Raw genomic sequence first — 12,086 nt, 5'->3', positions numbered from 1 at the left:
ATTGTCACCCCTCGCGGATCGGTGGACCGGCACAAAAAGCCCATCCCTGAGGTGACAGTTACTGCTGACGCAACGCCGAGCTGGTCAGGCCCGTGCAGTCGGACGACAGCGGCCCGTGGTCGTGACGCTGCCCTCATTGAGCCGGCCGGGTGACGCTGGTCCCGTCGTGGACCAACACGATCAGGGATGGCAGGGTCGGCGCGGGGTGAGGAGGTCCTGTGACGACGGACGCGGTGCGCATCGCGATGCTCGGTGGCTTCACGGTCGAGCGCGCGGGTCGCCGGCTGCCGTCCGACGCCTGGCCGACCCGCCGGGCTGTCGAGCTGGTGCAACTGCTCTGCCTCGCGGACGGGCGGCGCCTGCACCGCGAGCAGGTCGTCGACGCGCTGTGGCCGACCCTCGACGTGGCGGCGGGAGCCGCGAACCTGCGCAAGGCCGCCCATCACGCACGCACCGTGCTGGGGGACCGCGGCGTCGTCCTGCGCGGCGGACAGGTCGAGCTGCTGCCCGACCAGCCCGTCGCGCTGGACGTGACGGCGTTCGAGCAGGCCGCCGCCCTGGCCCTGCGATCGCAGGACTCGTCAGCCTGCGCCGACGCCGCCCGGCTCTACGCCGGCGACCTGCTGCCAGGGTCGCCCTACGACGAGTGGGTGAGCTCTCGCCGTGAGGTCCTGCGGACCCGTTGGCTGGAGCTGCTGCGCCGCAGCGGTGACTGGGCGTCGCTGGTGCACGCGGACCCGACGGACGAGGCAGCCACGGCAGGCCTGATGCGCGTGGCGCTCGCCTCCTCCGACCGCCACGGCGCCCTGCGGGCCTACGCCCGGCTGCGCTCCGTGCTGGAGAGGGACGTCGGCGCCCGGCCCGGGGCCGTGGTGCAGGGCCTCTACGCCGACTGCGTCGCGGGGATGGTGCCGTCGGAGCCGGAGTCGCTGGTCGGACGGGACCTCGAGCTCGCTGCAGCCGAGGCGGCCCTCGCTCCGGCGCGGGCAGGCAGCCGCAGTGCACTCGTCGTGCGCGGGCCCGGTGGCATCGGCAAGTCGGCGCTGTGCGCTGCGCTGGGCGCGCGGGCCGAGCAGGCGGGGTGGCGCGTCGTGCGGGTGCGCGCGAGTGCGGACGAAGGCCCGTTCGCGCCGTTCGTGCAGGCCGTCGAGGTGCTCCTCGGCGGCGACCGCGGGCTCCTCGAGCGACTGCCCGCCCCGACCCGCGGGCTCCTCGCCGAGCTGTCGCCGCTGGCCGGCCCGCAGGTCGGGCCCAGCGGCCCGGTAACGAGGCACCAGGTCATCGGTGCCGTGCGGCGGCTGCTGCGAGCCGCCGCAGGCGGGGCCGGCACCGTCCTCGTCGTCGACGACGTGCACTGGGCCGACGACGATGCCGTCGAGGCGCTGGGTCACCTGGCGTCGTCCGGTGGGCCCGGCCTGCTCGTCGTGCTCGGATACCGGCCCGAGGCGGCCGGCCAGGCACTACAACGAGTCGTCGCCCGGCTCGCGCGGCACGAGGCGTCGACGGTGGTGGAGCTGCCCCCGCTCGACGACGGCGACGCCGCCGCGCTCGTGACGGCGACCGCCGACGGGCTGGCCGACGACGTGCTCCTGCCGCTGGTCAGGCGCGCCCAGGGCAACCCCCTGGTGCTGCAGGAGCTCGCCCGCGGAGCCCGCGACGGCAGGAGCGCCACCTCGGTGCACGAGGCCGTGGCCGCTCGGCTCGTCGACCTCGATGAGGGCACGCGGGCCATGGTCCAGCGGCTCGCGGTCGCGGCCGACGGTCTCGACCCCGCCGCGGTCCTCGCACTGACCGGTCTCGCCGAGCCGGAGGCCTTCGCCGTGCTCGACGCCGCGCTCGCGGCAGGGGTCCTCGTGGTCCGGGGGTCCTCCTACGCCTTCCGTCACGACCTCGTCCGGCAAGTATTGGTCGAGCAGATGCCGCCCCACCGCAGGGTCGCCGTGCACCGTGACGCGGCCCGGCGCCTCGCCGAGCTCGGCGCCGCCCCCGAGGTCGTCGCGGCGCACTGGCTGTCCGGTGAGCGCCCCCGGGAGGCGCTGCCCTGGCTCCTGCTGGCGGCCCAGCGCTCCGTGGGCCTGGGCGCCTACGCCGACGCGCTGGCACGGCTGGACGTCCTGCTGGCGCAGGAGCCCGGCCACGCCGAGGCGCTACGGCTGCGCGCGCAGTGCTTGGAGGCGCGCGGCGACGAGCGTGCGCCCTCGGCCTACGCGGCGGCGGCCGGTGCGCTGCCCGCAGGTCAACGCGACGACGTCCTGGCCATGCAGGCACTGGCGTCCGTGCGCGCCGGCGACCCGGCCGGTGCGCTGCTCGCCCTGGACGGGCTGCAGCCGACGACGCTGCAGGGACGCCTCGCCCAGGCCCTCGCGATGTGCGGAGCCGCCGCCATGGGCCATGCCGACCCCGACGTCGGTGTGGCGATGGCGGCCGAGACCCGAGCGCTGGCCATCGCCTCGGGCGACCCCTCCGCCATGGTCATCGCGTCCTGGGCGGAGGCCGCGGCTGCCCACGTGAAGGGCGAGCTGCCCCGCACGATGCGCGCCGGCCTGCGCGAGACCTACGCCCTGCCCGAGGTCGCCGTCACGGTCTTCGACGGCCAGCTCTGCGTGGCGGAGCGCCTGCTGTACGGCGGCCAGCCCTACGGCGAGGTCATCGACTTCACGCGGGCGCTGGAGGCCGAGGCCGACCGGCTCGGTGCCGCCCGGGGGAAGGCCTTCGCGGTGACCTTCCGTGGGGAGGCCTTGCTGCTCATGGGCCGGTTGGACGAGGCCGGCCGTGACCTGGCAGCCGGAGTGCAGCTGCACCGGGCCATCGGTGCCAACGGCGGCGAGGCCCTCGCCCTGGAACGGCTCGCGGCGCACGCCCTCGCGGTCGGCGACCCCGACCGCGCGGACGCCCTGCTCGACGAGGCGCTCGATGTGGCCCGCGAGTCAGGGCTGGGCTTCCACCTCTTCGACCGCATCTACGGCACACGGATCGCCGCTGCGCGCTCGCCCGCTGCGGCGCTCGCCGCCCTCGACGAGGCGGAGGAGGCCGTCCACGGCTCGATGGAGACCTGCCCCGGCTGCCGGATCAACCTGGCTGTGCCGGCTGCGCTGGCCGCCGCTGCCGGGGGACGCGCGGAGCAGGCGCGGGCCTACGAGCAGGCCGCCGCGCAGCTGACGACGATCCTCATGCGCCTGCCGGGCTGGTACGCCGCCGTCGACGAGGTCCGCGGTCACCGGGCGCGGGCGGAGGGCGACGAGCAGGCCGCGCTGCGCCACCTCGCGGCGGCCGCGGAGGGCTTCGGGTCCGTCGGTCAACCCCTCGACGCGCAGCGTTGCGCCGACGCTGCGACCGCCCTGGTCTGACCGGGAACGTTCCGGGAACGCCCGGCCGACACCCTCGCTTCGCACGGTCCACCTCACGCGAAGGAGCACCAGCCATGCACGCAGTCGCACGTCACGACGTCCCGATCGTCATCGAGGGCAACGGCGTCGAGGTCCGCCTCCAGGAGATCGGCGGTGGCATGTCCACGTCGTTCATCCGGCTGCCCCAGGGCGCCGACCTCGGACCGGCCCTGGTCGGCCTGCCGGGCGACGCCTGCCAGTGCCCCCACTGGGGCTACCTGCTCAAGGGCCGCCTGCAGATGCGCAGCCCGTCCGGCGACAAGGTCTTCCAGGCCGGCGACGCCGTCTACTGGGCCCCGGGCCACGTGCCCGTGGCGCTCGAGGACGTGGAGTACGTCGACTTCTCCCCGACCGACGAGTTCAACCCCGTGGTCGCCCACATCCAGGGTGCCGCGGGGTGACCCCGCTGCGCGCGCTGGTCATCTCGGCGCGCGCGGGCCTGGAGAACCTCAGCCCCACCGAGCTCGCGGCCGAGCTCGCGCGCGGCGACGCCGTCGTCGTCGACGTGCGCGAGCCGGCCGAGGTGGCACGGGGCACGCTCCCCGGGGCAGTGGCGGTCCCACGCGGCCTGCTGGAGTTCCTTGCCGACGGGGTCGAGGCGCGCGGCCACCCCGACCTGCGTCCAGGTCGCCGGCTCGTGCTGTGCAGCGCGGCGGGAGACCGCTCCGCCCTGGCAGCAGCGGCGTTGCAGGCCCTCGGTCGCACGGACGTGGCCCACCTCGCCGGTGGGCTGCGGGCCTGGACGGCGGAAGGTCGCCCGCTGCGCCGCGCAGGCGCTCAGGAGCCGTAGCGCTGCTCCGCCCGCGCCCGCGCCTTCGCGGCCTCGACCTCACGGTGCTTGGCGGGGGCGGTCGTCACGAGCCGGTCGAGCAGCTCCGCGGAGGCCTGCGCAACGAGCTCGACCGCCTGCTCGACCGCGGCGGCGTTCACCGACGACGGGTGCGTGGCACCACTGATCTTGCGGACGTACTGCAGGGCAGCGGCCCGGATCTCGTCCTCGGTCGCCGGGGGCGCGAAGTTGTTGAGCGGTTTGATGCTGCGGCACATGCCGCCGAGGCTAGAGCCCGCGCTCGCGCAGGGCGTCGGTGAGCAGGCCGACGAGGGCCTCGAGCTGCACGTCCACCGACGACGAGACCTCCTCGTCGGAGCCGTCGAGCGCGCGGGCGGCCAGGCCGGCCTTGCTGTCGATGAGCTCCGCGACCTTCGCGTCGATGGTCTGCGCGGCGATGATGCGCCACGCGGTGACCGGGGCGTCCTGGCCGATGCGGTGCACGCGGTCGATGGCCTGGGTCTGCTCGGCGTCGGTCCACGACAGCTCCGACAGCACGACGTTGGACGACACCTGCAGGTTGAGCCCGACGCCCGCGGCGGTCAGCGAGCAGACCACGACGGCGACCTCGGGGTCGTTGACGAAGGAGTCGATCGCGAGCTGGCGGGCCTTAGGCGTCTGGTCTCCGCGGATGGAGGAGTAGCGCAGCCCCTGCTGGGCGAAGGCGGCCTCGGCGGTGTCCATGACGTCGATGTGCTTGGCGAAGAAGACGACCTTGCCGACGCTGCGGGCGAGCTGCGCGGCGTAGTCGGCGGCGAGCCCGGCCTTGGCCTGGCCGATGCGGCGCATCATCGTGAAGACGTTCTCGCCGCCGGTCGACTCGTCGGTGTCCTGCCGCTCCCAGCCGGCGACCTTCCGGACCAGCTCATGGTCGATGCCCTCGACGGTGACGCCGGCGTCGCGGGCCTCCAGCGCGCTGTCGTAGCGCTTCATCATCCGACGCGCGAGGACGCGCTCGGCGTCGCGGATCGACCGACCCAGGGCGCCGTCGAGCTCGACCGGGAGGTCGGCGATGCGGCGGGCCGGGATGTCGGCAGCGACGTCGACCTTGCGACGGCGCACGATGCCGAGGTCGATGACGGCCTGGCGGGCCAGCGGGTGGAAGCCGGGGTCGACGGGGGTGAGCTCGTTGGCCTCGAGCTTCTCCATCAGCGCCGGGCCCGGCTCCGTGTCACCGATCCAGCCGAGGAACTCCCAGATCGCGAGGAAGTCCTCGATGTCGTTGATGAGCGGCGTGCCGGTGAGCGCCATCAGCAGCGGGCGCACCGTGCGCGAGCGGAGCCGCTGCGACAGCTCGAGGACGTGGCGCGACCGCTGCGAGGTCTTGTTCTTGATGAAGTGGGCCTCGTCGACGACCATGCCGCGGAAGCCGAGGGAGCCGAGCCAGCCGACGTGGCGGTCGAGGACCTCGTAGTTGACGACGACGATGTCGGAGAAGCCGTCGACGCTGTCGCCGTCTCCGTGCACGACGGTCGCTGGGTGGGTCGGCGTCCAGATGCCGGCCTCGCGCGCCCAGTTGGTCTTCACGACGTTGGGGACGACGACCAGCAGCGGGAAGGCGTTGGCCGCCTGCGCGGACAGCAGCGCCTGCGCGGTCTTGCCGAGACCGGGCTCGTCGGCCAGCAGGAAGGTCCGGTGCCCTCCGGCGGCGGCCTGGATGACCTGCGCCTGGTGTGGCATGAGCTCGCGACCGCCCGCGGCCAGCAGCGACTTCGGAGCCGGCAGCGGCATGCACGACGACGCGCCGCCGCCGGGGTTCTCGAAGGCGCGCAGCAGCGGCTGCAGCAGCTCCCAGTTGGCGAGCAGCCGCGGCCGGGTCTGCTTGGACGGGGCACCTGAGAAGTCGGGCTCGAGGAAGGGGTTGGCCAGCTGTCGCGAGATCACCGACTGGGGTACGACGCGACGCTCCTGCCGGGGCTGCACCGTCGCGGAGCCCGCCTCTGCCGGGGGAGGGGCGGCCTCGAGGCCGGCTGCCTCGCGCAGCTCGCGCAGCAGGGCGCGAGCGCCCTCGACGAGCTCGGCGTCCTCGGCGAGCAGGGCGTAGAGCGAGGTGTCGCGGGCGGCGCACTTCGCCATCGCGGTGCCGATCGCCTCGATGCGCTTCATCGCACCGTTGCGCTTGAACTCCGTGAGGCTCGCGTCGGTCTTGACGCGGGCTCGTTCCTCGCGGACCAGCAGCGCCACGACCTGGAACTGCGCGCGGATCGCCGGGCGGACCTTGCCCCGCTGGACGGCGAACTCGACCTCGCGGACGGCCCGCTCGACAACGGGCAGGACGCCCTCCTCGCGGCGCGCGGGCCGGCGCGGCTGCTGGCGCTGGGCAGGCCGGTTGCCGGGCTGTCGCCCGCCGCGCTCTGCCACGCCGTCTCCCTGTGTGCCGGTCGTGCCGTCACCACCGTCGAGGACGCGACCGGCGGCCGCGCCGGAGGCCTCACGCCCCGCGCGGCACGTCCGGCCCGGGGCGTCGTCGACGTCCGCGGGCGGGTGCTCGAGGGGACGGCCCTGACGACGAGCGCTCAGCAGCTCTGACTGCGCGCTGTCGCGTCGGTGAGGGCACACCCGGTAGCGATCACGACTCTATCCCGCACGCTCCCTCGTGGGGGGAGGCGGTGCGGGAGGGGGTGCCGTCTCAGCCGCCGAGCTGCGCGGTGAGGGCGTCGCGCACGACCTGCGCGACCGTCACCCCGCGGGTGCGCGCCGCGTCGCCGACCCGGTCGTGGAGCTCTGCGGGGAGCACGACGGTGAGGCTGACGCGGGTGCCGTCGGGCACGCCCTTCTCGCGCAGCCCGCGCAGCGTCTGGTTGCTGAGGTTGCGCGCGCGCCGCTCGTTGTACCGCTTGCCGCGCGAGTCGCGCAGGACCTCGACGTCGAGGTCGACGTCGTCGCCTCGGTAGAGGTCCTGGGCCAGCAAAGGGTCTCGCGGCGGGGAGGCGAGCCCCGCCGGGCGCTCCTCCCCGCGGATCCGCGGGGAGGCACTCACGACGACGAGGTCGTCGCCGACCGACACCGCGACCACCTCGAGCGGCTCCCGCTCGCCGTCAGGGCCGACCCACACCCACCTCTCGTCGTACCCGATCTCGGCGGGCAGCACGACGGGCTCGGTCGACAGGACGAGCTTGAGGGCGGCCTCGGGGGTCGCCTCGCCCTCGCGGGCGGTGCGGGTGAAGCGGAGCGCGGTCACGGTCATCCGCTCTTGCTACCGCACGCGGCTGCCGACATCGCGGGGGCCTGTGGACGACGACAGCTGTCAGGACAGACGGGCCGTCGCGGAGGGACCTTGGACCCTGGCCTGCAAGGACGCCGCCGCCCATCGTCGCGACATGAGCACCGATCACGCGGTCAGGCAGCTGGACGACCTCGACGAGCACCTCGAACGGTGGGTGGAGCACGGGCTGATCAGCCCGGCGCAGGCCTCGCAGATCGTCGCCGACGAGCAGGCCGCCCTCGCCGCCGGTGGACGCACCGGTCGCGCACCGATGCTCACCGAGGCCCTCGGCTACGTCGGCGGAGTCCTGGTCGTCGTGGCCGGGCTGCTGCTGACGGCGCAGCTGTGGGCGGACCTGGCGCTGTGGGCCCGTCTCGGGCTGACCGCAGCGGCGGCGGGCCTGCTGCTCGGGCTCGGGGCGGCGTTGCCCGTGGGGCTCGGCACGGCCGCGGGACGGCTGCACTCCGCCGCCTGGGGACTGTCCGCAGCGACCGTCGCGTTCCTGTTGGGCCTGTTCGCCGTCGAGGTGCTGGACACCCGGGACGCCGACACCGCGCTGGTCGTGGCCACGGGGGTAACGGCGTACTCCGCTGTGCTCTGGTGGCTGCTGCGAAGCCCGCTCCAGCAGGCCGTTGCCTTCGTCGGGCTGGCGGCCACGGGTGCCGCCGCGTTGGCCCGGGTCGCACCGTCCGGACCGTCGGGCGACGGCTTACCCGCCCTCGGGATCCTCGCCGTCGGGGCCGGCTGGCTCTACCTCGGGGTGCGAGACATGCTCGCTCCCCGTCGCTTCGTGCTCGTGCTCGGGGCCGTGGGGGTCGCCCTCGGGGCCGCGACCGTGCAGATGGCCGACTGGGGCCGGGTCGTGGCGCTGGTCGCGGTGCTCGCCCTCGTCGGGCTCGCGCTGCGGATGGCCGACCTCGCGCTGCTGGCGGTCGGCGCGGTCGGCATGTTCATCGTCTTCCCGGGGGTGCTGATGAGCTGGTTCCCCGGCGCGGTCGCCGCACCGCTGGCACTGCTGCTCGCCGGGACGCTGCTCGTCCTCGCGGCGTTGCGGACCCTGCGGCACGGTACGGCTGGGCCGGGGTGACGACGGCCCTGGCCGGCTTCACTCTCGCGGAGGTGGCCAGGGCGGGGACTGCGGTGCTTGGCTGTGGGCGTGACCCACGCGGTGGCGGCTGACTACCTGGTCGTCGGTGCGGGCGCGACGGGGATGGCGTTCGTGGACGCCCTCGTCGAGCACACCGACGTGCGGGTGGCGCTCGTCGACCGTCGCCCGGGTGTCGGGGGCCACTGGCTCGACGCCTACCCCTTCGTCCGCCTCCACCAGGCCTCGGCCTTCTACGGTGTCGGGTCGACCTTGCTCGGCGCGAACCGCGTGCAGGAGCGGGGTCCGGAGGCGGGTCTGCACGAGCGCGCGAGCGTGTCGGAGATCTGTGCCTACTACGCGCAGCTCCTCGCTGAGCGCCTGCAACCGTCCGACCGGGTCGAGTGGTTCCCCGGCTGCGACTACGTCGGCGGGCGCAGGTTCGTCTCGCGGGTCTCGGGCCGGGTGTACGAGGTGCCTGAGGGCTGCCGGGTCGTGGACGCGCGCTACCTGGCTCCGTCGATCCCTGCGCGTACGGCCGCGCCCTTCGAGGTCGACGACGCAGCGCGTGTGGTCACGGTGAACGGCCTCGTCGAGCTGGAGGAGCCGCCCTCGCGTTTCGTCGTCGTCGGGTCGGGCAAGACCGCCACCGACGCGGTGGTGTGGTTGCTCGGGCAGGGCGTCGACCCGGGTGCCGTGTGCTGGGTGCGCCCGCGCGACCCGTGGATGCTCAACCGCGCGGTCGTCCAGCCGGCCCCCGCGGTGTTCCTGGGCATGGTCGCCGACACGTTGGAGGCAGCTGGCACTGCCGAGAGCCTGGACCAGCTGTTCCTCGAGCTCGAGGAGCGCGGCTCCATGCTCCGCATCGACCCATCGGTCACACCGACCATGGGCAAGACGCCGACCCTCGCCACGTGGGAGCTCGAGCGCCTGCGCACGGTCGAGCACGTGGTCCGGCGCGGTCACCTCCGACGTGTCCGACCCGGGCACCTGGACCTCGACGAGGGGTCGGTCGCCGTCGCGCGGGACGCGGTCGTCGTGCACTGCGCAGCTCCGGGTCTGCGCTACCCACCCCGGGTGCCGATCTGGGGGCCCGCGGCGATCACGCTGCAGCCGATCCGCAGCGGCTTCCCGTGCTTCGGTGCCGCGCTCGCCGGCTACGTCGAGGCGACCCGGGCCGACGACGCCGACAAGAACGCCCTCTGCCCGCCTACGCCCTTCGGTGACTCGCTCGAGGGGTGGGCCCACATGACCGTCCTGGGAGCGCGGGCCGCCGCCTCCTTCGGCGCCGAACCCGACGTGCTGGCGTGGTCGCACGGCGTCGCGCTGAACCCCGCGCGCATCTCCCCGCAGGAGCCGAGCGGCCCCGACCTCGACGATGCGCTGGCGCGGCTGCAACGCCACGCGGCTCCCGGCCTGGCCCGGCTGGCGTCGCTGAGCGGGCTCGCCGACCTGCCCGACCCGCAGGTCCGCATTGCCTGGTAGCGCGGGTCCGCACTCACCCCGGGCCCTGCTTCTCGGCGCCCGCGGCGAGGTCGTCGTCGCGGATCTTCAGGTCGAGCGGCGAGCGGCCGGGTTGTCGTCGCAGCGCCCGGTGCTGCCGCTGTCGCGCCGACGCGCCCCTTGGTCCAGTAGTCACCTCGTGCTATCGCCGTCGACAGGGCGTCATCCGATGCTGTGGGTGTGGAGCGAGTCGTGCCGGCGTCCCCCCGTGTCGTCACCGAGGGGTTCCCTCCTGCCCCCCGCACAACTGGCGACGGATGGCTCGACGGTGTGTCACCGGGTGAACTCGTCGCGCGGCTGCGGGAGCTCGCGGATGGACGCAGGTGGTTGCAGACGGTGCTCGACCACATACCGGCCATGATCGGCTACTGGGACCGCGATTTGCGCAACCGCATGGCCAACCGGGCCTACCAGGACTGGTTCGGGAAGATGCCTGAGCAGCTGCGCGGCGTCCACATCAGCGAGCTGCTGGGTCCTGAGCTGTTCCTCAAGAACCTGCCGTACATGGAGAAGGCCCTATCCGGCGTCGAGCAGACCTTCGACAGGGAGATCGTCGACCCCACCGGGACGGTGCGCTACTCCCAAGCCTCGTACGTGCCCGACATCGCAGAGTCCGGTCAGGTGGACGGCTTCTTCGTCCTCGTCGCCGACATCACTCCCCGGGTGCTGGCCGAGCAGCAGCTGCAGCAGGAGCAGAGACGTACCCACCGGCTGGCGGAGCAGCTGACGATCGTCAGTCGCGTGAGCGCGTCCCTGCACGCCCTGGCCCCGGAGGAGATCCAGGAAGCCGTGGCCGATGCGGTGCTCGCGCTCGGCTACGCCGGCTCGAGCCTCGAACTCCTCGACCGGGACAGCCAGGCGTTCGTCACCCGTCACGGGCGGGGGCTGTTCGCGGCACTGGACGGCCAGGCGCTCTCGATGCAGGAGGGAGCTTCTGGGGACGTCCTGACTGGCGGCGGCCCCGTCGTCGTCGATGACTACCAGGACTACGCCAAGGCGAGATCCGTCATCAGGGACACCGGGGTGCGGACCACCATCTCCTTGCCGGTGCGCACTACAGGTGATCTCGTGGCGCTGCTCCACGCGGGGACGACGCAGCCGGCGAAGCTCAGCCCCTCGGACGTCGACGTGCTGAGCCTGCTCGCCGACATCGCAGGGACCGCTCTCGGCAACGCGCGCCGCCTGCTGAGGGCTCAGGCAGCGACGCGTCACTACGCCGAGCAGGCGGAGACCGATCCGTTGACCCAGGTCGGCAACCGTCGCGCTGCCGACCTGATGCTGGCCGAGCTCCAGCCCGGCGACGTCGTCGTGGTGCTGGACCTCGACCACTTCAAGGCCGTCAACGACACACGTGGCCACGCTGCTGGAGACACCACCCTCCAGCAGTTCGCCCATCACGTCCGTGCCGGGTTGCGTGACCTCGACAGCGTCGCCCGCGTGGGCGGTGAGGAGTTCCTGCTGGTGCTCGCTGCTGTCGACAGGGACGAGGCGGAGGCGGTGCTGGGCCGCATCAAAGACGCCTGGTTGGCCACGGCCCCGTCGACGACCTTCAGTGGTGGTGTCGCGAGCAAGCGGACCCACGAGGACAGTGCCGACACCTACGCGCGGGCTGACGCGGCGCTGTACAGGGCGAAGAGCAGCGGCCGCAACCGGATGGAGTACGACGCCTGAGCCGGGCAGCTGGGCCTGGTGCGTGGTCGCGCCTGCGACGTCGTGTCCGAGGGGAGGGCTGCGTCAGGACATCCCGGACTGATGTCTCAGGACGTCCCGAACCAGCCGTGCCGACGTTGGTGGGGTGTCCACAGCCCGTCTGGTCATCACTGCCGTCGTCCTCCCGGGGCCCCCCACCGGCCGAGGTCATCGCTGAGTACGGCGTGTCGACGTCGGGGCTCGTCGAGCTCCTGGCTCGTTACCGCGAGGTGGGCGAACCGGCGTTCAGGGCGTGTCAGATCGTCTGTGTAAGTCGCTGAGGTCCGACGCTGGGGCTGACGCCTCGGACAGGAGACTGCACGATGAAGGCACCGACGCTTGCGAAGGCCGCTGTGACCACCTCGGACGACGACATCTCGAACGGCGGCC

General features: G+C 73.6%; 9 protein-coding genes. 6 read left to right on the top strand and 3 right to left on the bottom strand.

Annotated features, from left to right (window positions below; translation table 11 throughout):
• The first annotated feature begins 218 nt into the window (after positions 1 to 218).
• The 3 genes from Q8R60_15255 to Q8R60_15245 all read left to right on the top strand — a co-directional run bounded on the left by Q8R60_15255 (position 219) and on the right by Q8R60_15245 (position 4,176).
• Positions 219 to 3,347 carry an AAA family ATPase gene (locus Q8R60_15255; GenBank protein MDP3713832.1) on the top strand — a complete coding sequence of 1,043 codons (3,129 nt, stop codon included), beginning with the start codon at positions 219 to 221 and terminating at the stop codon, positions 3,345 to 3,347.
• Between the two features lie 74 nt (positions 3,348 to 3,421).
• Positions 3,422 to 3,787 (top strand): hypothetical protein, encoded by a 366-nt coding sequence (locus tag Q8R60_15250; GenBank protein ID MDP3713831.1) that lies wholly within the window; start codon positions 3,422 to 3,424, stop codon positions 3,785 to 3,787.
• Entirely contained in the window at positions 3,784 to 4,176 is a 393-nt protein-coding gene (locus Q8R60_15245) for a rhodanese-like domain-containing protein (GenBank protein ID MDP3713830.1), read from the top strand. The genes Q8R60_15250 and Q8R60_15245 overlap by 4 nt, the downstream gene beginning before the upstream one ends.
• Here Q8R60_15245 and Q8R60_15240 read toward each other — a convergent pair.
• The 3 genes from Q8R60_15240 to Q8R60_15230 form a co-directional block, all read right to left on the bottom strand.
• Positions 4,164 to 4,433, bottom strand: coding sequence for a DUF2277 domain-containing protein (locus Q8R60_15240; protein ID MDP3713829.1), 270 nt, complete (start codon positions 4,431 to 4,433; stop codon positions 4,164 to 4,166). The two genes, Q8R60_15245 and Q8R60_15240, sit on opposite strands and share 13 nt — an antisense overlap.
• Before the next feature lie 10 nt (positions 4,434 to 4,443).
• Positions 4,444 to 6,576, bottom strand: a complete 2,133-nt coding sequence (locus Q8R60_15235) for a DEAD/DEAH box helicase (GenBank protein ID MDP3713828.1) — start codon at positions 6,574 to 6,576, stop codon at positions 4,444 to 4,446.
• Between the two features lie 268 nt (positions 6,577 to 6,844).
• On the bottom strand, positions 6,845 to 7,402 hold the full coding sequence (locus Q8R60_15230) for a hypothetical protein (GenBank protein MDP3713827.1): 558 nt from the start codon (positions 7,400 to 7,402) through the stop codon (positions 6,845 to 6,847).
• Positions 7,403 to 7,535: 133 nt separating this feature from the next.
• On the opposite strand from Q8R60_15230, the gene Q8R60_15225 reads away from it, so the two are divergent.
• From Q8R60_15225 to Q8R60_15215, 3 genes are all read left to right on the top strand, one after another.
• Entirely contained in the window at positions 7,536 to 8,507 is a 972-nt protein-coding gene (locus Q8R60_15225; GenBank protein MDP3713826.1) for a DUF2157 domain-containing protein, read from the top strand.
• 69 nt (positions 8,508 to 8,576) lie between these two features.
• Positions 8,577 to 9,989 carry an NAD(P)-binding protein gene (locus Q8R60_15220; GenBank protein MDP3713825.1) on the top strand — a complete coding sequence of 471 codons (1,413 nt, stop codon included), beginning with the start codon at positions 8,577 to 8,579 and terminating at the stop codon, positions 9,987 to 9,989.
• Positions 9,990 to 10,277: 288 nt separating this feature from the next.
• Complete coding sequence (locus Q8R60_15215) at positions 10,278 to 11,678, top strand: diguanylate cyclase (GenBank protein MDP3713824.1); 1,401 nt, start codon at positions 10,278 to 10,280, stop codon at positions 11,676 to 11,678.
• Positions 11,679 to 12,086 lie beyond the last annotated feature (408 nt).

The sequence above is a fragment of the Mycobacteriales bacterium genome, from assembly GCA_030697205.1.
Taxonomy (GTDB): Bacteria; Actinomycetota; Actinomycetes; order Mycobacteriales; family SCTD01; genus JAUYQP01.
The sequence above is the reverse complement of the archived record's forward strand: the minus strand, read 5'-3'. Positions and strand labels throughout refer to the sequence as shown.